The following is a 22,510-nucleotide window of genomic DNA, read 5'->3' as shown; positions in this document are numbered from 1 at the left end:
CGGGCCGGAACAGGGCGGAGACCCCGGTTCCGACAGGACGGCGGCGATCACAGACCTGTTGCGGACGGCAGCGTGAGGGTGTCCGCAACACAAGACAGAACACCGTGTCACGGGAACATCGTGGCATTTAAGGGCGTTTACGCCCGTACAGGGAGGCGGCATGACAGAGACGGCGAGCGGTCCGGCACGAGGTTCCCGATCCAAGGGCGCCAAGGCCACCAAGGGGCTGCGTGTCGAGCGCATCCACACCACCCCCGGCGTGCACCCGTACGACGAGGTGAGCTGGGAGCGCCGTGACGTCGTCATGACCAACTGGCGCGACGGCTCGGTCAATTTCGAGCAGCGTGGCGTCGAGTTCCCGGACTTCTGGTCCGTGAACGCGGTCAACATCGTCACCAGCAAGTACTTCCGCGGTGCCGTGGGCACCCCGCAGCGCGAGGTCAGCCTCAAGCAGCTGATCGACCGCATCGTGAAGACGTACCGGAAGGCCGGCGAGGACTACAAGTACTTCGCCTCGCCCGCTGACGCCGAGATCTTCGAGCACGAGCTGGCGTACGCGCTCCTGCACCAGATCTTCAGCTTCAACAGCCCCGTCTGGTTCAACGTCGGGACCCCGCAGCCCCAGCAGGTGTCCGCCTGCTTCATCCTGTCCGTCGACGACTCCATGGAGTCGATCCTCGACTGGTACAAGGAAGAGGGCATGATCTTCAAGGGCGGCTCCGGTGCCGGCCTGAACCTCTCCCGCATCCGCTCCTCCAGGGAACTGCTGTCGTCCGGCGGCAACGCCTCCGGCCCCGTCTCCTTCATGCGCGGCGCCGACGCCTCGGCAGGAACGATCAAGTCCGGGGGCGCCACCCGCCGCGCCGCCAAGATGGTCATCCTGGACGTCGACCACCCCGACATCGAGGACTTCATCGAGACCAAGGTCAAGGAGGAGGAGAAGATCCGCGCCCTCCGTGACGCGGGCTTCGACATGGACCTCGGTGGCGAGGACATCACCTCCGTCCAGTACCAGAACGCCAACAACTCCGTCCGGGTCAACGACCAGTTCATGAAGGCGGTCGAGCAGGGCGGCACCTTCGGCCTGCGCGCGCGGATGACCGGCGAGGTCATCGAGGAGGTCGACGCCAAGTCCCTCTTCCGCAAGATGGCCGAGGCCGCCTGGGCCTGCGCCGACCCGGGCATCCAGTACGACGACACCATCAACCACTGGCACACCTGCCCGGAGTCCGGCCGCATCAACGGCTCCAACCCGTGCAGCGAGTACATGCACCTGGACAACACGTCCTGCAACCTCGCCTCGCTGAACCTGATGAAGTTCCTCAAGGACGACAGCAAGGGCAACCAGTCCTTCGACGTCGAGCGCTTCGCCAAGGTCGTCGAGCTCGTCATCACGGCGATGGACATCTCCATCTGCTTCGCCGACTTCCCGACCCAGAAGATCGGCGAGAACACGCGCGCTTTCCGCCAGCTCGGCATCGGCTACGCCAATCTCGGCGCGCTGCTGATGGCGACCGGCCACGCCTACGACTCCGACGGCGGCCGCGCGCTGGCCGGTGCGGTCACCTCCCTCATGACCGGCACCGCGTACAAGCGCTCCGCGGAACTCGCCGCGGTCGTCGGTCCGTACGACGGCTACGCCCGCAACGCCGACGCCCACAAGCGCGTCATGAAGCAGCACGCCGACGCCAACGCCGTGGCCCACCGCACGGACGACCTGGACACCCCGGTCTGGGCCGCCGCCACGGAGGCCTGGCAGGACGTCCTGCGCCTCGGCGAGCAGAACGGTTTCCGTAACTCCCAGGCGTCCGTCATCGCCCCGACCGGCACCATCGGTCTCGCGATGTCCTGCGACACCACCGGCCTCGAGCCCGACCTCGCCCTGGTCAAGTTCAAGAAGCTGGTCGGCGGCGGCTCGATGCAGATCGTCAACGGCACCGTCCCGCAGGCCCTGCGCCGCCTGGGCTACCAGGAGGAGCAGATCGAGGCGATCGTCGCCCACATCGCCGAGCACGGCAACGTGGTCGACGCGCCCGGCCTCAAGCACGAGCACTATGAGGTGTTCGACTGCGCCATGGGCGAGCGCGCCATCTCCCCGATGGGCCACGTCCGCATGATGGCCGCGATCCAGCCGTGGATCTCCGGCGCCCTGTCCAAGACGGTCAACATGCCGGAGTCGGCGACCGTCGAGGAGGTCGAGGAGATCTACTTCGAGGCCTGGAAGATGGGCGTCAAGGCCCTCGCCATCTACCGTGACAACTGCAAGGTCGGCCAGCCGCTCTCCGCCAAGACCAAGGAGAAGGAGAAGGCCGAGGTCACGGAGAAGGCCGAGGTGACCATCCGTGAGGCGGTCGAGAAGGTCGTCGAGTACCGCCCGGTCCGCAAGCGCCTCCCCAAGGGCCGTCCCGGCATCACCACCTCCTTCACCGTCGGCGGCGCCGAGGGCTACATGACCGCCAACTCCTACCCGGACGACGGTCTCGGCGAGGTCTTCCTGAAGATGTCGAAGCAGGGCTCGACGCTCGCGGGCATGATGGACGCGTTCTCGATCGCCGTCTCGGTGGGTCTGCAGTACGGCGTGCCCCTGGAGACGTACGTCTCGAAGTTCACCAACATGCGCTTCGAGCCGGCCGGTATGACGGACGACCCGGACGTGCGGATGGCGCAGTCGATCGTCGACTACATCTTCCGCCGCCTGGCGCTGGACTTCCTCCCCTTCGAGACGCGCTCCGCGCTCGGCATCCACTCCGCCGAGGAGCGCCAGCGTCACCTGGAGACCGGCTCCTACGAGCAGTCCATCGACGAAGACGAAGTCGACGTGGAGGGACTGGCCCAGTCGGCGCCGCGCGCCCAGGAGCTGAAGGCCGTCGCCACGCCCAAGGCCGAGGTCGGGGCGGCCAAGCCCGCCCCGAAGCAGGCCCACACCAGCGCCGAGCTGGTGGAGATGCAGCTGGGCATCCAGGCCGACGCCCCGCTGTGCTTCTCCTGCGGCACCAAGATGCAGCGGGCCGGCTCCTGCTACATCTGCGAGGGCTGCGGCTCGACCAGCGGCTGCAGCTGATGACAGGCACGCCCTGAGGTGAGGGGCGCCGGCCCTGGGCCGGCGCCCCTCACCGTCGCATCCGGCCCATGGAGCCGGTGAAGGTCGCCGGGTCGTCCTCGAAGCCGTGCACACCGGGGTGGAAGTTCCAGCCGCCGGACTCGGCACGGACGAACTCCGCGACCGTCGCCGCCGTCGCCCCGGGCACCGAGCCGAAGTCGTCCTCGGCGAGCACGTCGTACCCCTCCCGGATGCGCACCGCGGGGTTCAGAACGCCGGCGAAGGTCCGGTCCACGGGGCGCTGCTGGATGACCACCCCGACCACCACGCGCGCGTACCGGGTGTCGAGCCGGTCGAGCTCGAGGGTCATGACCTCGTCCCAGCCGAAGCCCTTGCCGTCGGTGCTGTCCCGGTTGAGGTTGATGGTGCCGTCGGGGGACCGGCGGTCGAAGTGCACCACGTACGCCGCAGCGCCGTACGGGTCACCCGCGAGGAACGGCGCGGCAACGATGTCCAGATCGGTGGGCGGCTGCCCCGCCGGACTCGGGTCCCACTTGAGTGCCACCTCGGCCTTGCGGATCCCCTTGCTGAAGCCGGTCACCGGGCGTCCCCTTCCCCCTTGAGGCTTCACTGCCCCAACTCCTGGGCAGCGACAGGTCGTTGTCCATCGTGCCATGAGCGAGGGGGCGCGTGCGCGGGCGATCTCCGCCGGAGCGTGACCGAGACGCCACCCCCGGGGCCTTACCATGGCGCGGTGCTGGTCAAGTGGATTCGCTGCACCGTGGTGGACCGCCGCGGCTTCGAGCGGGGGCAGCGAAAGTGGGCGGGGCTTCTGGGGGAGCCGGGATTCCGGGGACAGGGCGGAGGGTGGAGCCGGCAGCGGCCCGGCGTGGCGCACATCTTCGCCTTCTGGGAGAGCCGCGCCTTCTATGACTCCTTCATGGCCCGCTCGCACGACCGGCTGGCGGCGTCGCAGTCCGGTACCTTCAAGGACAGCCAGGCCAAGCTGTTCGAGTACCGCTTCGACGTGAAGACCGGCTTCGAACCGCGGTTCACCGACGCCGACCTGATCCGGGTGGCCCTCTGCCGCGTCCACGAGGAACGCGTCGAGCACTTCATGCTCATGCAGGAGAAGGTCTGGAACCCCGCGATGGCCGGCTCGCCCGGCATGATCCGCGGCATGTTCGGTGAGGCTCCGGGGCAGGAGTTCATGGTGTTGTCCATGTGGCGATCGGCGGCCGAACACGGCAAGTACCGCACCGAGCGTGTGGAACGGCTCGCTCTGCGTGCCCAGACAGAGGCGGACATCGCCGCCCTCACCGGGGACATCGTGGAACTGGAGCCGAGCTGGACGGTTTGACAGCCGCACCCCCGGCCGCATGTGCTTGTGGTGGCCGGTGGTGCGGGAATCATGTGACCTATGCCGTATGGAGCCCGTACTAGTGCTCGACCGGCTCTCATTCGATCTAGGGTTCTGGCATGGCACGACCACGGCGCATCGTTCTTGTCCGGCACGGGGAGTCAACGGGCAATGTTGATGACTCCGTGTACGAGCGGGAGCCCGACCACGCCCTCGCTCTGACCGAGCGGGGCCGGCGGCAGGCGGAAGAGACCGGAAAGACACTCCGCGAGGTGTTCGGACGCGAACGCGTGAGCGTGTACGTCTCCCCTTACCGGCGAACCCACGAGACGCTCCAGGCGTTCCACCTCGACCCGGACCTCATACGCGTGCGCGAGGAGCCCCGGCTGCGCGAGCAGGACTGGGGGAACTGGCAGGACCGTGACGACGTACGCCTGCAGAAGGCCTACCGGGACGCCTACGGGCACTTCTTCTTCCGCTTCCCGCAGGGGGAGTCCGGCGCCGATGTGTACGACCGGGTCGGCGGCTTCCTCGAGAGCCTGTTCCGCAGCTTCGAGGCCCCCGACCATCCGCCGAACGTACTTCTGGTGACCCATGGCCTGGCGATGCGCCTCTTCTGCATGCGCTGGTTCCACTGGACGGTCGCGGAGTTCGAGTCGCTGTCCAACCCCGGGAACGCCGAGATGCGCATGCTCGTTCTGGGGGACGACGGCAGATACACCCTCGACCGGCCCTTCGAGCGCTGGCGGGAACCGGTGCCGTACTGGATCGACGGCTAGAGTGGCAGAGCGATGACCGCTGACTCCTCACCTCCCGGTCGCCTGGAGCGCGCCCTGGCCAGCCTGCGCGGCCTCGCGGTGGGGGACGCGCTGGGCTCGCAGTTCTTCGTTCCGGCGCACTACCCCCTGCTCAAGCGGCGCGAGCTGCCCGCCGGGCCGTGGCAGTGGACCGACGACACGGAAATGGCCTGCTCGGTGGTGGCCGTGCTGGCCACCCACCACCGCATCGACCAGGACGCCCTGGCCCACTCCTTCGCCCACCACCACGATTTCGACCGCGGCTACGGCCCGGCGGTCAACCGCTTGCTGCGTCTCGTCCGGGAGGGCGAGGACTGGCGGGAGCTGGCCGCGGCGCTCTTCAAGGGACAGGGCTCCTGGGGCAACGGCGCGGCCATGCGCATCGCGCCCCTGGGCGCCTGGTACGCGGACGACCCCGAGCAGGCCACGCACCAGGCGGAGATCTCCGCGTACCCCACGCACCAGCACCGCGAGGCCGTCGTCGGCGCCATGGCCGTCGCCGCGGCCGCCGCCCTGGTCGCGGCCCCCGGCGGTCCGCCGAGCCCCGGAGCACTTCTCGACTCGGTCGTCGCCCTCGTCCCCAAGAGCGCCGTCGGCGCCGGTCTGCGCCGCGCCCGGGACATGCTCGACTACGGTGACGCGGGCACCGTCGCCGCCGTGCTGGGCTGCGGCCGGCGTACCAGCGCCCACGACACCGTGCCCTTCGCCCTCTGGTCGGCAGCGCGGGCCCTCGGCGACTACGAATCGGCGTTCTGGACCACCGCCCAGGTCGGCGGCGACGTGGACACCACCTGCGCCATCGTCGGAGGTGTGCTGGCCGCGGGAAAGGCGGGGAGCCCGCCCGCGGAGTGGGTGCGGCGGACCGAACCGCTGCCGGAGTGGGCGCCCACGACCGCGTGACGCCCGTGGGCGCCTTAACCCGGCTCGCCCGGCGACTCTCCGTGCGCGACGGGAACTCTGCGTGACTGCCGTGCGTGTCCGGACGGTCGTCGTGCGACGAGGGAGCGCTCGCGGTCATCGGGCCGCTCGGGGCAGCGGGAGGTGGGGGCGTGGTGTACGTGCTGGTGGCGGGCCCGGGCGGCCCTCGCGGCAGCGGGGACGAGGGCGGTCTGGATGCCATGGGCCAGCACCTCGTGTCTCCAAGGGGTGGGCGGCTGGTGCGTCTTGGCGAATTCCGCCTGCTGCCGGGACGCGCCGTCGGCGAGGAACTTCGGCAGCTGTTTCTTCGCCTCGTCCGTGCTGGCGGAGCCCAACACCGTGGTCAGGATCGACAACCCCGGCGAACCTCCACCTGTTGCGTGGCGTTGAGCAGTCCGGCGGAGGCCGCACCGGCCTCGTGTGCTGCGCGACACCGGAGACCGCCGTGACCGTCACCGTCATGAGGTCCAGGTCCAGGTCCAGGTCCATGCCGAAGCCGAACACCAACCGCTGGCCGCCCAAGGAACGCCCGACCTGGGCAGCGTTCGTGAGGATCTGCTCGCGCTCCGCCGCCGGGCCCGCCGGGCCATGCTCTCCCGCCCCGGATCCGCACTGCGTGCTGTCATGCACGAATGCGATCCCGTGCGGGCGGAGCGCTTCCACGGTGTGATCTTCAACGGTGTCGTGAAGTCGACGACCAAGCGACTGCGTGAGGGCATCAGTCGTGGAAAAGAGCGTTGTCGGGTCCGCCCTGACGCGATGAACGGCTGTGGCTTCGACGCATTCCAGTGATGATGATGTGCCGCTCAAAGGTTGGCGGAAGCGAATGGAGCGACGTCGATCCGGAGGAGATGATCGACCGGCCGATGCTTCCGCTGCTGCGCCCCAACGGCCCCTGGCCCCCCGCCGTGACGGGCTCGGCCGTGGTGGGGCGACCGGGGTGTCGCGCGGGGAACCGGGCGGCGTAGGCTAAGGGCGCCATGCCGTACGAACCACCTACTCACACCGTCGAGCGCTCACTCCGAGCCACGACCGGAGCCAAGGTCATTGCCGGTGTCGACGAGGTGGGGCGCGGCGCGTGGGCCGGGCCGGTCACCGTCTGCGCGGCGATCACCGGTCTTCGCCGCCCGCCGTTGGGCCTCACCGACTCCAAGCTGCTGACCGTCAAGCGGCGAACGGAACTCGCCGAGGTGCTGCGTCAGTGGGTGACGGCCTACTCGCTGGGACACGCCTCCCCGGAGGAGATCGACGATCACGGGATGACGGCCGCGCTGCGGCTCGCTGCGGTCCGTGCCCTGGGAGCCCTGCCCGTCCGGCCCGAGGCCGTCATCCTCGACGGGAAGCACGACTATCTCGGCGCGCCCTGGAGGGTGCGCACGGTGATCAAGGGGGACCGGTCGTGCGTGGCTGTCGCGGCGGCGTCGGTGATCGCCAAGGTTCAACGCGACACAATGATGGCCGAACTGGGTATCGACCATGCACACTTCGGTTTTGCGGACAACGCCGGGTATCCGTCACCCGTGCACAAGGCCGCGCTGGAGGAGCGGGGCCCCACCCCGTACCACCGGTTGTCGTGGGCGTATCTTGATGGGCTGCCCCAGTGGCGGCACCTCAAGAAGGTCCGCGGTGGGGCGGATGGAAGCGTTCCGGAGATCGAGGGTCAGCTCGGCTTCGATTTCTGACGGTTCCACTCGCACTGATGTGCCACCCAGTCATGCGAGCCGCACCAACGTTTGATAAATATCAGCTCATGCCTCTCATTCCCGAGGAGCCTCAGATTCACGAGAGTGCCCAGGGTCCCCGCGCCACCCCGGCCAGTGGCCGCACCGCGCCGACCCCTCGCCCCGTACCCGGCCCCCGCCCCGCGGCTCCGCCGCGTCCCGGTCGTCCCGGCCCTCTCCGGCCCGCGCCGCCGGTGCAACGCACGCCGCGGGACACGGCCACCGTCAAGCCGGGCCCGACGGGCCCGGCCGCTGCCGCCGCCACGGCGACCCCGCAGATCCAGTTGATCCCCGCCTCCGCCGAAGGTGCCCTCGACGCCGCCGAGGAAGCAGTGGACCTGCTCCTGGAATCGGGTCGTGCCCCCGGTGACGTGCTGGTGATCACCACCGGCGAACCACACCCTTGGGCCGCCCACGAGCTGACCTTCGGTGAAGCCGCCTACTGGGCGCAGCACGACGCGGGCGACGACGTCTTCTACACCGATGCCGCCTTGGCCCCCCGCGCCGCCTCCCGCCCCGTGGTCGTCGTCGCCGTCAACGGCGGTTCCGACGCCGCGGTCTCCACCACCCTTCCGCTGGCCCACACGCGGGCGGGCGCCCTGCTGATCGTCTGCGGCGACCCGCAGCAGATCAACTCGGTGCCGGGCGCGGGCGTCTGATCCGCGTCCGGCCCGTCCGGGGGTGCCGTAGGTGACGGTGGTGCCGCCGCGGCGGCACCCGCACGGCGCGGACTTCGGCATGCCCGCGTGACGGTCGGGGCGGCGGCCCCCGCGAGGCAGGGTGCGGGGCATCGCGCGCGAGGTTCTCGCGCGTCGCACCACGAGAACGTGACGGTCGTACGTTGTCACAGTACGACCGTCACCGCAGTGCGACGTCGCCTTCGCCGGCCACCCCGGGCGCCGTACCGGAGCCATGCATGGTCGACGGTGACCGCTTTGCCCCGCTCAGCGGGCCGCCGCGCGGCGAAGGACCTCCGAGACGGCGCCGCCGGTCCGGGGCAGCGGGGGCGCGGCATCCGAAGCGGCGAGGGACTCCGGCGCCGAGTCCGCGTTCGGACGGCGTCCACCGCGGCCTTCGCCGAGGACCTGCCAACCGTCCCGGGTCAGTGTGATGTACGCGCCGCAGCGCAGCCCGTGCAGGGTGCAGGCGTCACGCAGTCCCCACATCCACGCGCCGTCCTCCTCCGTCCAACGCGCGTCCCCCTCGCGGCAGTAGAGCAGCACGGCGGTGCGCACCGGGGTCCGACGCCGCAGATCGTGCGGAATGACCCGGCGGAGCTGCGCCAGCAGTGCGTTGCGGAACATCCAGCCGTCGGCCTGGGCCGCACGGCGGGTGAACGAGGCACTGGCACACAACCGCTCGTCCGGGTCCAGGACGGCCACGACCGCGGTGGCCGGCCTGGGACGGTGTCGGGCATGCAGCCCGCTGACCACCTCGCGGGGGTTGCGCAGCAGCGGGATACCGGCGGCGGCCCATTCCGCCGGCTCGAGCAGGCGACTGGCGGAAGCGGCGGACGCGGACGTCGACAGCGATGCCGCCGAGGACGGAGCGAATCCGAAGGTCACGTTTCTCCCTTCGGCTACGCGCCCACACTGCGGGCGGGGTCGGATTTCGGGGGAGCGCGCACCGCAGCAAAGCCCAGCCGGATCACGGACGAGCCGTGCGGGGAGCGGACCTCAATTCTTCCTGTCGAACTTGGATGCGGCAACGAGCAATTGGGACCACCGACTGTTATCTGGTGGTGCGTGGCTTATATCCCTACCCATGGGGTCGCCTGGCGACGCAAGGGGCAGACGCTCAGCCCTGGACGGCGAGGACCAGCGGCAACACTCCCCGCGCGCCGGACCTCCTGAGCAGCCGGGCCGCGACCGCGAGCGTCCAGCCCGTCTCGGTGTAGTCGTCCACGAGGAGAACCGGCCCCTGTGCCTCGGCGAGGGCCGAGGCGAGCTCCGGCGGCACGGTCAGCGCACCGTCCAGGGCCTTGAGGCGCTGGGCGGAGTTGCTGCGGGAGGCACGCGGCACGTCGCCGGCGTATCCGACGGAGCCCAGTAGGGGCAGCCGGCCGATCTCCGCGATGCGCGCCCCCACGGAACGGATCAGCTGCGGCCTGGTCCGCGAGGCGACGGTGACGACGCCCACCGGGCGGTCCTGTGCGTCGGATGCGCCAGGGGCCCATCCGCCGGGCCCCTTCGCCCAGTCGGCCAGCACGCCCACCACGGCCTGTGCGACGTCGTCCGGCACAGGTGCGTCGGGGGCCCCGGGCGCGAACATCGGCCGCAGCCGGTTGCCCCAGCCGATGTCCGACAGACGCCCCAGCGCCCGCCCCGGCGCAGCCTGCTCGGCGGCGGGGATGCGGCCCCTGAGTTCGATGCCGATCGCCGCGAGTCCCGTCGGCCACATACGGCGGGGTTCCACCTCCACGCCGGCCCGGCCCAGGTCGGCACGTGCGGCGTCCAGCGCGGCCGTCGACGCGTCCGCGGTGAAACGCGCACCCGCGCAGTTGTCGCAGCGGCCGCAGGGCTTCGCGCCCTCGTCGTCCAGCTGGCGTTGCAGGAATTCCATCCGGCAGCCCGTGGTGGCGGCGTACTCGCGCATCGCCTGCTGCTCGGCCTTCCGCTGGCGTGCCACCCAGTCGTACCGCTCGGAGTCGTACGTCCACGGCCGGCCGGTGGCGGTCCAGCCGCCCTTGACCCGCTTGACCGCGCCGTCCACGTCGAGGACCTTCAGCATCGTCTCCAGCCTGGAGCGGCGCAGCTCCACCAAGGGCTCCAGGGCGGGCAGCGACACGGGGCCGTCGGCGCGGGCGAGCACGTCGAGGGTGCGGCGCACCAGGTCCTCCGCGGGGAAGGCGAGCGACGCGAAGTACTCCCAGATCGCCTCGTCCTCCTTGCCGGGCAGGAGGAGCACCTCGGCGTGCTCGACGCCCCGGCCCGCGCGGCCGACCTGCTGGTAGTAGGCGATGGGGGAGGAGGGCGAGCCGAGGTGGACGACGAAACCGAGATCGGGCTTGTCGAAGCCCATCCCGAGCGCCGAGGTCGCGACGAGCGCCTTGACGCGGTTGGCGAGCAGGTCGTCCTCGGCCTGCTGCCGGTCGGCGTTCTCCGTCCTGCCGGTGTACGAGGCGACGGCGTGCCCGCGCTGCCGGAGGAAGGCGGCGACCTCCTCGGCGGCGGCCACGGTGAGCGTGTAGACGATCCCGGAGCCCGCCAGATCGTCGAGGTGGTCGGCGAGCCACGCCATGCGGTGCGCCGCGTCCTGCAGCCGGAGGACGCTCAGCGTGAGGCTCTCCCGGTCCAGCGGGCCGCGCAGCACCAGCGCGTCCGAAGTGCCGCCGGTGCCGAGCTGCTCCGCGACGTCCGCGGTGACGCGCGCGTTGGCCGTGGCGGTGGTGGCCAGCACGGGGACGCCCGGCGGGAGGTCGGTGAGCATGGTGCGCAGCCGGCGGTAGTCCGGGCGGAAGTCATGGCCCCAGTCGGAGATGCAGTGAGCCTCGTCCACGACGAGGAGCCCGGTCGCGGCGGCGAGCTTGGGCAGGACCTGGTCGCGGAAGTCCGGGTTGTTGAGCCGCTCCGGGCTGACCAGCAGGACGTCGACCTCGCCCGCGGCGATCTCGGCCTGGACGGCCTCCCAGTCCTCGGTGTTCGACGAGTTGATCGTCCGGGCGTGGATGCCGGCGCGGGCCGCCGCCTCGACCTGGTTCCGCATCAGCGCCAGCAGGGGCGACACGATCACCGTGGGACCGCTGCCGCGGGCCCGCAGCAACGAGGTCGCCACGAAGTACACCGCGGACTTCCCCCACCCGGTGCGCTGGACGACCAGGGCCCGGCGCCGGTCGGCGACCAGTGCCTCGATCGCGCGCCACTGGTCCTCGCGCAGCCGGGCGGCGCCGGTGGCGTCCCCGACGAGGCGGGCGAGGACGGCGTCGGCCTGTGTCCGGAGATCCGCGTTGCTCCTGTGCTCCATGCGTTCCATACAACAGGACGGCACTGACAAGCGTGCGCGGCACGGTGCCCGGAGCGGGACGTGCCGCGTGCTTGATGTGTCCCTGCTCGGACTTATCCACAGGCTCAAGCGGAATCTTGTGATCCGCGAGATCGTCGGTGCATGACGAACCACAGCGAAACGACCGGACCCGCCGAAAACGGTGACGTCACCGCACGTGGCGCACTGAACACGCCCATCGCACACGAGGCGCAGGTCACCCTGCGCACCCCGGCCGAGCTGGCCGACGCCCTGCCCTACCTGCTCGGGTACCGCCCCGAGGACAGCATCGTCCTGGTCGCCCTCCACGACCGTGACGGCCGCGGCCGGTTCGGCGGGCGAGCCCGGCTCGGCATCCCCGCGCATTCCGACGACTGGGCCGCAGCCGCCCGGCAGTTGGCCCACGGCCTGGTGACCGGCAGCGAACGCAGGGGCGCCCGTCCGGAGCAGATGGTGGCCTACGTCTGCCAGGAACCCCGGAAGGGCGAGTCGGGCGGCGAGGTCATGCGGCGTCTGCGTCCGCTGGCCCAGCTGCTGCGCACCGAGTGCGGCCGCCTCGACGTACCGGTGATCGAGGCGCTGTGCATCTCCGGCGGCCACTTCTGGTCGTACTGCTGCCCGCACGAGGGCTGCTGCCCGGCGGAGGGAACCCCGATGGGCCTGCCCGGCACCTCCGTGGTGGCTGCCGCGGCCGCCTATGCCGGCATCCAAGTGCGCGGAACTCTGCGTGAGTTGCACGCCAGGCTGCTGCCCTGGGACACCACCGCCGCGCTGGAACAGGAAATCGTCCTGGACGCCGCCGGCATGGATCTGGTGCCCCGGATCCTCGACGACGCGAGCCGCGCCGACGTGGCGGAGGAAACCCTCGGCCTGGCCGAGCGGATCATCAACCGGTTGGCGGCGGCACCTTCCGTGCCCGGCACACTCCAGGCGGACCGCCGCGACGACGAACTGCTCGGACACGACGAAGCCGCGGCGCTCATCCTCGGCCTGCAGGACCGCACCACCCGGGACCGCGCCGCCGCGTGGATGGAAGGTGACGAGGCCGGCCCGGCCCTGCGGCTCTGGCGCGCCCTGGCCCGCCGCTGCGTCGGACCCTACGGGGAACACGCCGCCGCACCCCTCACCCTGGCCGGCTGGGTCGCATGGTCCACCGGCGACGACCTCGAGGCCCGTGAAGCCCTCGCCATGGCGCTGGGCGCTGACCCCGACTACCTCTTCGCCCGCCTCCTGCACCAGGCATGCAACGAAGGCCTGGACCCCGAATCCATCCGCCGCTGCCTGCGCGCCGGAGGCGCACGGCCGGACGGCACGGGCGAGGACGTCACGCGGGCGGACGCCGACGCCACCGGTCAGGGCGTGCCGGAGAACAGCGGCCATCGACGGCACCGCGCCTCCTCCGGCGAGCGCCCCGACGCCCCTGTGCGCCCGGCACGAGCGGCGGAGGGCACGCGAGCCCGTTCCACGGCCCCGGGCCGCACCCGCCCCGGCACCGCGAAGCCGGGCGGCACGCGCACGCGTGCGGCGGGCAGGAGCCGCGGCCGCCGCGACGCCGCGCCGGAGGCCACGCGATCCGCGGGCACCGGCGTGGAGGGGGACGCGTGAACAACGGCCGCGGCCGACCGCCGGCGGCCCCGCTCAACGGCCCGCTCCGGTTCTACGGCCTGTCGCCCGGCGGCCACGGCGGCGGCCTCCGGGGTGCCGGTCGTCACCACGCTCGCGGCAGCCGCCCCGACGCACCCGCCCCGACGCAGCCGCCCCGACGCACCCGCCCCACGCTCACCCTGCGCCCCATACGCGGCGCACCCCTGGGCGAGATCGGCCTGACCGGGGTGCGGGACGCGGGCGCGCCCCTCTCCGTACGGGGCGGCAGACTCGGTCCGGCCAGGGTCGAGGAGGCCGCGGACGCCCTGCGACGGGGAGTGCGACCTCGGACGACGCAGCGGACGACACCAGCTGGAGCCGGCCATGTGCCGCATGGCGGGCCGAAGTGGACCAGACGCCGATGCGACCGGCGAAGGACGTGTTTATCGTCAGGCAGACGACTATGATCGCGGCATGCCCTACGACCCGTCAGCGTTCCCGCCCTTCGCCGTCACCGTGGACCTGGTCGTGCTGACCGTACGCCGCCATGACCTGTGCGCGCTGGCGGTGCGCAGGGGGGAGCCGCCGTTCCAGGGGCGCTGGGCCCTGCCCGGCGGTTTCGTGCGGGAGGACGAGGACCTGGCACAGGCCGCGGCGCGCGAACTCGTCGAGGAGACCGGGCTGCGCGCGCACGACCCGGACGCGCCGGCCCAGGACAACGGGGCGCATCTGGAACAGTTGGCGACCTACGGTGATCCCAAGCGTGACCCACGCATGCGCGTGGTCAGTGTCGCGCACCTGGCACTCGCCCCCGACCTGCCCGCACCTCGCGCGGGCGGCGACGCCAGCAACGCGCGCTGGGCGCCGGTCGGGGAACTGCTGCAGCAGGGCGGATACGGCCGCGACGGGGAGCCGGTGGCACCGCTCGCCTTCGATCACGCCCAGATTCTTTCCGACGGGGTGGAGCGTGCTCGGTCCAAGATCGAGTACTCGTCGCTGGCCACCGCGTTCTGCCCGCCCGAGTTCACCGTCGGAGAACTGCGCCGGGTCTACGAGGCGGTGTGGGGTGTCGCACTCGACCCCCGCAACTTCCACCGCAAGGTCACCGGCACCCCGGGATTCCTGGTCCCCACCGGCGGTACGACCACGCGCCAAGGAGGCCGTCCGGCCCAGCTTTTCCGGGCCGGTGGCGCCACGCTGCTGAACCCCCCGATGCTGCGCCCCGAGGTCTGAGGACTCCGGCGCCGGGCGACGACAGCGAAACGGTACCCGAAAATTCGGACATATCGCGCTATCTTGCTGCGGGTGATCCAGGCCATCGGACTGACCAGCAACGCCCGCAAGGGATGCCCGCCCGCCGTCGACGACGTCTCCTTCGAGGCGCGGCCGGGCTGTGTCACCGCGCTCCTGGGAACGCCGGGCGCGGGCAGGACGACGACGCTCAGACTGATGCTGGAACTCGAACCGGGGCGCGGGATCACGTACTTCAGAGGTCTGCCCCTGCATCGTATCGCCCACCCGTCCCGCGAGGTCGGCGTGCTCCTCGGCGACGTCCCCGGACACCCGGCACGCTCGGTCCGCGGTCACCTGCGCATGCTCTGCGCCGCGGCGGGAGTGCCCGCCAGGCGGGCCGACGAGGTGCTCGAGGCGGTCGGACTCGTCAGCCTGCGCGAGGAACGCCTGGACACGCTCTCGCGCGGCACGGACCGTCGGCTCGGACTGGCCTGCGCCCTGCTGCCCGACCCGCACACGCTCGTGCTGGACGATCCCACCGACGGGCTGTCCGTCAGGGAAGGCCGCTGGCTGCACGGCATGCTGCGCGCGCACGCGGCACAGGGCGGCACGGTCCTGTTCACCACGAGCGACCCCAAGGAGGCCGCCCGCGCCGCCGACCGCGTCGTCACCCTCGAGCGGGGCAGGCTCCTCGCCGACCAGGACGCCAGGGAGTTCGGCCGCACCCGGCTGCGCCCCCGCGTCGCCGTCCGCAGCCCGCACGCGCCACGCCTCGCCGCCCTCCTCGCCAAAGAGGCCCGTACCGCCCGGCGCTCCGTCGAGGTCGTACCGGAGGGCGGCAACCACCTGTCCGTGTACGGCAGTACGACCGCCGAGGTCGGCGAGACGGCATTCCGCCACGGGATCCTCGTTCATCAACTCGCTGACGAGGTGGGGGACATGGGGCCCGGTGCCGGAGCGCAGCCGGCGGACGGGCAGACAGTCGCCGTCGGCCGGCCGTCGGCGGGTGCCGGGCCCCGCGGCGCGGACGAAGCCGCGTCGGCGAGCCGGCGGCAGACCGCTGACGGCCATCCCGTCGTCGGACAGCCGCGCAAGGGCGAGCGTTCCGGCACGGACGAGGCGCCCGAGACGGGCCGGGCGCAGGCCGCCCACGAGTTGTCGGCCGTCGACCGAGCGCACGGCGCACACGAGACCCCGCCCCCGGACCGGGCACAGGCCACCCCCGAGCGGTCGGCGGCGGACCGCGCCTCGACGGGCGGCGCGCTCCGGACGCGAGGGCAGCGGCAGAGCGACGGCGACTCACCCGCCGGGGACGCGGCACCGTCGATTCCCGCCCCGTCGTCCGTGGTGACGGTCACGACCGCCGCGGCCACGCACTCCGCTCAGGACTCCGCCACCGCCCAGGCGCCCGCGGAGACCTCCGCCGTCCCGGCGGCCGGCCGTACGTCCCTCGCCGAGACGTACGCGCCGCACGAGGGGCATGATCCGGCAGACGGTCGGACCGCCCCGAACGGCGCCGGCCCCACCGCCGGATCCGGGCCCGCCTTCGGACACGACGCCGCCGGCCCCGTCCCTGACCCCCTGTCTCCGCTCCCACCCCCCATCGCCGTGCGCGCCGCCCCCAGCCCCCTGCGCCCGCTGCGTTACGAACTCCGCCGCGCCTGCGGCATCGGCACGGGTTTCCTCACCTGCGGCGCCGTGCTCGTGGTGTCCGCGCTCGCCGCCGTGCTGCTCGCGCGCCTCGGCCACACCCCCCAGGCGCGCCTGTTCGCCGCATGGCCGCGGGAACTGCCCCTGCCGCCCGCGGCCCTCGGCGCGGCGCTGCTCGGCTCGCTGGCCTTCGGTGACGAGTTCCGTCATCCCGCGCTGGCGGCCGACCGTGGCACCGTGCCCCGCAGGCTGGGGCTGCTGACCGCGAAACTCCTCGTCTCCGGTGCCACGGCGGGGATGCTGGCCTTCCTCACCGTGGGCTGTGACGCCGAAGCGCTCTACATCGTCTACGGACGGGAGCTCACGCAGGTTCCCGGCGACTGGCTCGCCCTCGGCGCGAGCTGGTTCGGGCTCGTCGTCGGGTGCGCCTGGGCCGGCGTGCTGGCCGCGGGAGTCTTCCGGTCCACCACGGCCGGGCTCGCCGCGGTGGTCGCCGTACCGGTCGTGGTCGTCCCCCTCGTGGAGAAGGCGCTCGGGGGCCCGGCTGTGCGGATGGCGGCGGACTTCCCGCTGCGCATGCATCAGGTCCTCCTGTTGCAGTGGCCCTTCGGGGGCGAGCGCTATCTGCTCGCGGCGGCCCGGGTCATCGCCCAACCCGTCGGCGGCGCGCTGGCGTTGTCGCTCACCGCTCTGCTCTGCGCGTATCTGCTCACGACCCTGAGGAGCAGGCTCCGGTGACTACTGTGCGTGCTCGCCTGAGCTCATCATGCCCACAACTCCCCACAGAAAGCCCATTTCTTTCCGATAAGGCGTCAAGTGCGACGGGGTAAGCGATCACCCTTTCGTGTGCTTTTCACCAAAGACCTCAAGGGAGTTGGAGACAACGCCGACAAAGGATCCGTGAGTACCCTTGCGCACACCATGATGACCGCCGCCCGCTCCGCCGACTCAGGTCTGTCCGGCCCGGGCGAACTCGACCGCTACCCCTACGCCGAGACCTCCGCCGTCGACCGCGTGGGAGCGCCCGTCTGGGAGGGCGCGGACCCCGAACTGGGACGTGTGAGCCGGCGCGCCGCGGGCAGCCGCGGCCGCGGACTGCACGGCCAGCTCGTGCAGCAGCTGGGTCAGATGATCGTCTCGGGCGACCTGGGCGCGGACCGGCCCCTCGTGCCCGAGGAGATCGGCCAGCGCTTCGAGGTCTCCCGCACCGTCGTCCGTGAGTCCCTCCGCGTCCTGGAGGCCAAGGGACTGGTCAGCGCCCGCCCGAACGTCGGTACGCGCGTGCGTCCCGTCAGCGACTGGAACCTCCTCGACCCCGACGTCATCGAGTGGCGCGCCTTCGGGCCGCAGCGGGACGACCAGCGCCGGGAGCTGAGCGAGCTGCGCTGGACGATCGAGCCGCTCGCGGCGCGCCTGGCCGCCGGGCACGGGCGTGAGGACCTCCAGCAGCGCCTCTCCGACATGGTCGAGATCATGGGCCACGCCATGACTCAGGGTGACGCGCTCACCTTCTCCCGTGCCGATGCCGAGTTCCACACGCTGCTCATCCAGATCGCGGGCAACCGCATGCTGGAGCACCTCCACGGCATCGTCTCGGCCGCCCTGCAGGTGTCCGGCGGTCCGTTCACCGGCTGCGAGCGGCCGAACGAGGCCTCGGTGGCCCAGCACGCGCGGATCGTCGACGGGCTCGGCACCGGGGACGGGGTGGCGGCCGAGGCGGCCATGCGTCAACTGCTCACCGTGCATCCCGAGGTCGAGCGTGTGGTGCCCGCCCCGCGCGAGCACTGACCCACGCCTCGGGGGCGGTGGGGTCGGAGTACCGCGTTCTCGTGGCGGAGCCGGCCTCGGGAACTGCCAGCCGCCGGACCGCGCCGGATCCTTCGGGAACCCGCGGATCCGGCGGCGTGATCATCTACGGCCACTTCTGCCCACTTCTGTCCGCGTCTGGCTGTTTTTGTATGTTTACGGGGTGTGACTCGGGCCACGTAGATTGGGCGTAACGCTTGTGGGAACAACGCGATGACCTAAGAGGTGACAGCCGCGGAGGGAATACGGACGCCATGCATGGCGCTGTGCATCTTCCCGGCTTTCCGCCCGCGCCGTCGGCCCATCCCCAAGCCGGCGGTCGGCTCCTGTCCGTCCTGGACGGGGCCGGAAGCCGTTTTCCAACGTTCCGAGAGGTTGTTCGTGTCGGCCAGCACATCCCGTACGCTCCCGCCGGAGATCGCCGAGTCCGTCTCTGTCATGGCGCTCATTGAGCGGGGAAAGGCTGAGGGGCAGATCGCCGGCGACGATGTGCGTCGGGCCTTCGAAGCTGACCAGATCCCGGCCACTCAGTGGAAGAACGTACTGCGCAGCCTCAACCAGATCCTCGAGGAAGAGGGTGTGACGCTGATGGTCAGTGCCGCGGAACCCAAGCGGACCCGGAAGAGCGTCGCAGCGAAGAGTCCGGCCAAGCGCACCGCCACCAAGACGGTCGCGGCGAAGACGGTGACCACGAGGAAGGCCACCGCCACCACGGCCGCTCCGGCCGCGCCCGATCCTTCCGCCGTCGATCCCGCCGAGGAAGCCGCCCCCGCCAAGAAGGCCGCGGCCAAGAAGGTGACCGCCAAGAAGGCGGCCGTGAAGAAGACCGTCGCCGCCAAGAAGACGGTGGCCAAGAAGACGGGCGCGAAGAAGGACGACACCGAGATCCTCGAGGAGGAGGTTCTCGAGGACACCAAGGTCGCCGACGAGCCCGAGGGTGCCGAGAGCGCGGGCTTCGTACTCTCCGACGAGGACGAGGACGACGCGCCCGCCCAGCAGGTCGCCGCGGCCGGCGCCACCGCCGACCCGGTCAAGGACTACCTCAAGCAGATCGGCAAGGTCCCCCTGCTCAACGCGGAGCAGGAGGTCGAGCTGGCCAAGCGCATCGAGGCCGGCCTCTTCGCCGAGGACAAGCTCGCCAACGCCGACAAGCTGGCCCCGAAGCTCAAGCGCGAGCTGGAGATCATCGCCGAGGACGGCCGCCGCGCCAAGAACCACCTCCTGGAGGCCAACCTCCGTCTGGTGGTCTCCCTCGCCAAGCGGTACACCGGCCGCGGCATGCTCTTCCTGGACCTCATCCAGGAGGGCAACCTCGGTCTGATCCGCGCCGTCGAGAAGTTCGACTACACCAAGGGCTACAAGTTCTCCACGTACGCCACCTGGTGGATCCGTCAGGCGATCACCCGCGCGATGGCCGACCAGGCCCGCACCATCCGCATCCCGGTGCACATGGTCGAGGTCATCAACAAGCTCGCGCGCGTGCAGCGCCAGATGCTCCAGGACCTGGGCCGCGAGCCCACCCCGGAGGAGCTGGCCAAGGAGCTCGACATGACCCCGGAGAAGGTCATCGAGGTCCAGAAGTACGGCCGCGAGCCCATCTCGCTGCACACCCCGCTGGGTGAGGACGGCGACAGCGAGTTCGGCGACCTCATCGAGGACTCCGAGGCCGTCGTCCCGGCCGACGCCGTCAGCTTCACGCTCCTGCAGGAGCAGCTGCACTCGGTGCTCGACACCCTGTCCGAGCGCGAGGCCGGCGTGGTCTCGATGCGTTTCGGCCTCACCGACGGACAGCCGAAGACCCTCGACGAGATCGGCAAGGTGTACGGCGTGACGCGTGAGCGCATCCGCCAGATCGAGTCCAAGACCATGTCGAAGCTGCGTCACCCGTCGCGTTCACAGGTGCTGCGAGACTACCTCGACTAGGTCCCCCACACTCCGTCGAAGGCCCGGTCCTCCCCTCGGGAAGGACCGGGCCTTCGTGCTGCGCGCGGTCGCGCTCTGGATGACTCTTGGTGCTCTGACCACACCTTGGAGTGAGGAGCCTCTATGCGCCGACCTTGTGCCCGAATGCTGCTCCGGCCGCTGTTCCTGGCGGCCGTCACCGCCGCCATACCGTTGGCCGGCGCGGTCCCCGTGGCGGCCGACAGCGTTGTCGTGGGGGGCTTTCCCGTGAACGTGTCCGAGAGCCCGTGGACGGTCGCGCTGTCCAGCCGTGCCCGGTTCGGGGGTACGCGGGCGGGGCAGTTCTGCGGAGGGGCGGTGGTCGGGCGGACCACGGTGCTGACCGCGGCCCACTGCCTGGCCGAGGAGGTCCTGGGGGCACCTCCCGGCAAGGCGCGCGACCTCAAGGTCATCGCCGGTCGTACGGACCTGTCGTCGAGCGAGGGCGAGGAGATCGCCGTGCGCGACACGTGGGTCAATCCCGGCTACGACAAGGCAGCCGACTCCGGGGACTTCGCCGTGCTCACCCTGGCCGAGCCACTGCCGCAGAGCTTCGTCGTGCCCATGGCGGCCGAGGGTGATCCGGCGTACGCGCCGGAAACGGAGGCCTCGGTCTCCGGGTGGGGTGACACGACCGGCGCCGGTGACTACCCGCGGCACTTGCGTGCCGCACGCGTACGTGTGCTGGCCGACGCACTCTGCTCCCGGGCCTATCCCGGCGGGCCGGACGGCACGTACCGTTCGGATTCCATGGTGTGCGCCGGTGAGGCCGAGGGCGGCCCTGACGCCTGCCAGGGCGACAGCGGCGGCCCCCTGGTCGCCCAGGGGCGCTTGATCGGACTGGTGTCCTGGGGGAACGGCTGCGGACGGCCGGGCAGTCCCGGCGTCTACACGCGGGTCTCCGACGTCATGCGGGCCCTGGGGTGGGTGTGAACAGGGGCAGTGGTGTCCGAGAGCCGCACAAGGGCACCTGAGGGGCCCTGTGAGCCCTGTCGGCCTTCAAGGTCGGCGCCGCCATGGCGGCGGGACCCCGGGCGAGAGGGTGAACCAGTACGGGCGGCCGCTCCTGTCAGCCGGGAGCGGCCGCCCGTTCACCGGCCTGTGCCGGAGCTGGCTCGTCGTATGTGCGAGATGTCAGCGCTCTTCTTCGGACGCGTTCGCGGGAACGGACGTCAGCCGCTCCGTCTCGTCCTGTATCTCAGCGGCGATCTTCTTGAGTTCCGGCTCGAACTTGCGGCCGTGGTGGGCGCAGAAGAGCAGTTCTCCGCCGCTGAGCAGGACGACGCGCAGGTATGCCTGGGCGCCGCAGCGGTCGCAGCGATCGGCGGCCGTCAGCGGGCTCGCGGGGGTCAGAACAGTAGTCACGTCGCCTCTTCTCTAGCTCGACGAGCTGTCGTACCAGGGTCAACATCCAACCAGCCCGAAAACGTTCCCGCTCGTGGCTTTTCCTCGAAAGAATCTTTCCCGGGGCGGCTGTCTGTTGCCGGTTGGCGGCGAATGTGCCGTATTGCGTGTCTTGGATGCTTACGGGTTCGCGCTGTCGGTGTTCAGTAGGTATCCGTCCTCCCGGCTGGCTTGCCGGTTGTTCAAGAGGACGTGCCCGGAGCCTAAATGGTTCATGCCTCGAAGGGAACGTGATGTGTGCTTCACTCCAACGAGGGATCGAACGTGTATGCGAGCCTGGACTAGGGTGAGTTCGTGACGAGGGTGGCGGTACAACGGCTCTACCAGGCCTCGGTACCCTCTGAGCGGCGACCGAAGCCGGACCCTTACCCAAGTGGGGTCCACCTGAAATTCAGCGAGGAGCGAACCGCGTGACCGCCGAGACGTCCGTGCCGTCCACAGCGCTGCTGGCAGGAGCAGACCGGGACGGTTCCAACTACACCGCGCGGCACCTGCTCGTCCTCGAGGGCCTCGAAGCCGTGCGCAAGCGCCCTGGCATGTACATCGGCTCGACCGACAGTCGTGGCCTGATGCACTGCCTGTGGGAGATCATCGACAACTCCGTGGACGAGGCGCTCGGTGGTTACTGCGACCACATCGACGTGATCCTCCACGACGACGGCTCGGTGGAGGTCCGTGACAACGGCCGTGGCATCCCCGTGGACGTCGAGCCCAAGACGGGCCTGTCGGGCGTCGAGGTCGTCATGACCAAGCTGCACGCCGGCGGCAAGTTCGGCGGGGGTTCGTACGCGGCCTCCGGCGGTCTGCACGGCGTGGGCGCCTCCGTGGTGAACGCGCTGTCGGCCCGTCTGGACGTCGAGGTCGACCGTGCCGGTCACACCCACGCCATCAGCTTCCGGCGCGGTGTTCCGGGTTCCTTCGCGAGCAACGGACCGGACGCCCGGTTCGAGGCCAAGGGTGGTCTGCGCAAGGCCAAGAAGATCCCCAAGACCCGCACCGGCACGCGCGTGCGGTACTGGGCCGACCGGCAGATCTTCCTCAAGGACGCGAAGCTCTCGCTGGAGACGCTGCACCA

17 protein-coding genes and 3 pseudogenes are annotated in these 22,510 nt (G+C 71.0%); 15 read left to right on the top strand and 5 right to left on the bottom strand.

What is annotated here, in order from left to right:
• Positions 1-160: 160 nt before the first annotated feature.
• A complete protein-coding gene (locus ABZX30_RS28105) occupies positions 161-3,061 on the top strand; it encodes a vitamin B12-dependent ribonucleotide reductase (RefSeq protein ID WP_355938237.1) in 2,901 nt (966 codons plus the stop codon).
• Between the two features lie 49 nt (positions 3,062-3,110).
• Here the strand turns inward: ABZX30_RS28105 and ABZX30_RS28100 are convergent, their stop codons facing one another.
• On the bottom strand, positions 3,111-3,641 hold the full coding sequence (locus ABZX30_RS28100; protein WP_355938235.1) for a TerD family protein: 531 nt from the start codon (positions 3,639-3,641) through the stop codon (positions 3,111-3,113).
• A 153-nt stretch (positions 3,642-3,794) separates the two neighbouring features.
• Here ABZX30_RS28100 and ABZX30_RS28095 point away from each other — a divergent pair, with 153 nt between their 5' ends.
• The 3 genes from ABZX30_RS28095 (at position 3,795) to ABZX30_RS28085 (ending at position 6,097) form a co-directional block, all read left to right on the top strand.
• Entirely contained in the window at positions 3,795-4,400 is a 606-nt protein-coding gene (locus ABZX30_RS28095) for a YdbC family protein (protein ID WP_355938233.1), read from the top strand.
• A gap of 119 nt (positions 4,401-4,519) precedes the next feature.
• Positions 4,520-5,179 (top strand): histidine phosphatase family protein, encoded by a 660-nt coding sequence (locus tag ABZX30_RS28090; protein ID WP_355938231.1) that lies wholly within the window; start codon positions 4,520-4,522, stop codon positions 5,177-5,179.
• Between the two features lie 12 nt (positions 5,180-5,191).
• Entirely contained in the window at positions 5,192-6,097 is a 906-nt protein-coding gene (locus tag ABZX30_RS28085; RefSeq protein WP_355938229.1) for an ADP-ribosylglycohydrolase family protein, read from the top strand.
• 179 nt (positions 6,098-6,276) lie between these two features.
• Here the strand turns inward: ABZX30_RS28085 and ABZX30_RS28080 are convergent.
• Positions 6,277-6,661: pseudogene (locus ABZX30_RS28080) on the bottom strand (hypothetical protein); the annotation flags it as partial.
• On the opposite strand from ABZX30_RS28080, the pseudogene ABZX30_RS28075 reads away from it, so the two are divergent.
• The 3 genes and pseudogenes from ABZX30_RS28075 to ABZX30_RS28065 form a co-directional block, all read left to right on the top strand.
• Positions 6,644-7,008, top strand: a pseudogene (locus tag ABZX30_RS28075) (TetR/AcrR family transcriptional regulator C-terminal ligand-binding domain-containing protein); the annotation flags it as partial. The pseudogenes ABZX30_RS28080 and ABZX30_RS28075 overlap by 18 nt on opposite strands.
• A gap of 87 nt (positions 7,009-7,095) precedes the next feature.
• The gene (locus ABZX30_RS28070; RefSeq protein WP_355938227.1) at positions 7,096-7,797 is read left to right on the top strand and encodes a ribonuclease HII; all 702 of its coding nucleotides are present in this window, start codon (positions 7,096-7,098) and stop codon (positions 7,795-7,797) included.
• A 68-nt stretch (positions 7,798-7,865) separates the two neighbouring features.
• Complete coding sequence (locus tag ABZX30_RS28065; RefSeq protein ID WP_355938226.1) at positions 7,866-8,495, top strand: hypothetical protein; 630 nt, start codon at positions 7,866-7,868, stop codon at positions 8,493-8,495.
• Between the two features lie 285 nt (positions 8,496-8,780).
• Here ABZX30_RS28065 and ABZX30_RS28060 read toward each other — a convergent pair whose 3' ends face one another.
• On the bottom strand, positions 8,781-9,401 hold the full coding sequence (locus ABZX30_RS28060; RefSeq protein ID WP_355938225.1) for a hypothetical protein: 621 nt from the start codon (positions 9,399-9,401) through the stop codon (positions 8,781-8,783).
• 232 nt (positions 9,402-9,633) lie between these two features.
• Positions 9,634-11,799 carry a RecQ family ATP-dependent DNA helicase gene (locus tag ABZX30_RS28055; RefSeq protein ID WP_355938224.1) on the bottom strand — a complete coding sequence of 722 codons (2,166 nt, stop codon included), beginning with the start codon at positions 11,797-11,799 and terminating at the stop codon, positions 9,634-9,636.
• Positions 11,800-11,940: 141 nt separating this feature from the next.
• Between ABZX30_RS28055 and ABZX30_RS28050 the strand changes: the two genes are divergently transcribed.
• From ABZX30_RS28050 to ABZX30_RS28020, 7 genes and pseudogenes are all read left to right on the top strand, one after another.
• The gene (locus ABZX30_RS28050) at positions 11,941-13,422 is read left to right on the top strand and encodes a DUF4192 domain-containing protein (protein ID WP_355938223.1); all 1,482 of its coding nucleotides are present in this window, start codon (positions 11,941-11,943) and stop codon (positions 13,420-13,422) included.
• Positions 13,423-13,479: 57 nt separating this feature from the next.
• Positions 13,480-13,739 (top strand): annotated as a pseudogene (locus tag ABZX30_RS28045) (hypothetical protein); the annotation flags it as partial.
• A 136-nt stretch (positions 13,740-13,875) separates the two neighbouring features.
• Entirely contained in the window at positions 13,876-14,634 is a 759-nt protein-coding gene (locus ABZX30_RS28040) for an NUDIX hydrolase (protein WP_355938222.1), read from the top strand.
• A gap of 63 nt (positions 14,635-14,697) precedes the next feature.
• Entirely contained in the window at positions 14,698-17,022 is a 2,325-nt protein-coding gene (locus tag ABZX30_RS28035) for an ATP-binding cassette domain-containing protein (RefSeq protein ID WP_355938221.1), read from the top strand.
• Between the two features lie 162 nt (positions 17,023-17,184).
• On the top strand, positions 17,185-18,072 hold the full coding sequence (locus ABZX30_RS28030; protein WP_355938220.1) for a FadR/GntR family transcriptional regulator: 888 nt from the start codon (positions 17,185-17,187) through the stop codon (positions 18,070-18,072).
• Between the two features lie 399 nt (positions 18,073-18,471).
• Positions 18,472-20,013, top strand: coding sequence for an RNA polymerase sigma factor (locus ABZX30_RS28025; protein WP_355938219.1), 1,542 nt, complete (start codon positions 18,472-18,474; stop codon positions 20,011-20,013).
• Positions 20,014-20,136: 123 nt separating this feature from the next.
• On the top strand, positions 20,137-20,964 hold the full coding sequence (locus tag ABZX30_RS28020; RefSeq protein ID WP_355938218.1) for a serine protease: 828 nt from the start codon (positions 20,137-20,139) through the stop codon (positions 20,962-20,964).
• Positions 20,965-21,165: 201 nt separating this feature from the next.
• Here the strand turns inward: ABZX30_RS28020 and ABZX30_RS28015 are convergent, their stop codons facing one another.
• On the bottom strand, positions 21,166-21,396 hold the full coding sequence (locus ABZX30_RS28015) for a hypothetical protein (protein WP_141357618.1): 231 nt from the start codon (positions 21,394-21,396) through the stop codon (positions 21,166-21,168).
• Between the two features lie 449 nt (positions 21,397-21,845).
• Here ABZX30_RS28015 and ABZX30_RS28010 point away from each other — a divergent pair.
• The coding region (locus ABZX30_RS28010) for an ATP-binding protein (RefSeq protein WP_355938216.1) at positions 21,846-22,510 on the top strand (665 nt) is incomplete at its 3' end.

It is taken from the genome of Streptomyces sp. NPDC004542, from assembly GCF_040610035.1.
Classification (GTDB): domain Bacteria; phylum Actinomycetota; class Actinomycetes; order Streptomycetales; family Streptomycetaceae; genus Streptomyces.
The sequence above is the reverse complement of the archived record's forward strand: the minus strand, read 5'-3'. Positions and strand labels throughout refer to the sequence as shown.

Bases quoted from the DNA above. Each gene is read 5' to 3' on its own strand.
- ABZX30_RS28105 (WP_355938237.1), top strand. From the start codon at position 161: ATGACAGAGACGGCGAGCGGTCCGGCACGAGGTTCCCGATCCAAGGGC.
- ABZX30_RS28090 (WP_355938231.1), top strand. From the start codon at position 4,520: ATGGCACGACCACGGCGCATCGTTCTTGTCCGGCACGGGGAGTCAACG.
- ABZX30_RS28085 (WP_355938229.1), top strand. From the start codon at position 5,192: ATGACCGCTGACTCCTCACCTCCCGGTCGCCTGGAGCGCGCCCTGGCC.
- ABZX30_RS28070 (WP_355938227.1), top strand. From the start codon at position 7,096: ATGCCGTACGAACCACCTACTCACACCGTCGAGCGCTCACTCCGAGCC.
- ABZX30_RS28065 (WP_355938226.1), top strand. From the start codon at position 7,866: ATGCCTCTCATTCCCGAGGAGCCTCAGATTCACGAGAGTGCCCAGGGT.
- ABZX30_RS28055 (WP_355938224.1), bottom strand. From the start codon at position 11,799: ATGGAGCACAGGAGCAACGCGGATCTCCGGACACAGGCCGACGCCGTC.
- ABZX30_RS28050 (WP_355938223.1), top strand. From the start codon at position 11,941: ATGACGAACCACAGCGAAACGACCGGACCCGCCGAAAACGGTGACGTC.
- ABZX30_RS28040 (WP_355938222.1), top strand. From the start codon at position 13,876: ATGCCCTACGACCCGTCAGCGTTCCCGCCCTTCGCCGTCACCGTGGAC.
- ABZX30_RS28020 (WP_355938218.1), top strand. From the start codon at position 20,137: ATGCGCCGACCTTGTGCCCGAATGCTGCTCCGGCCGCTGTTCCTGGCG.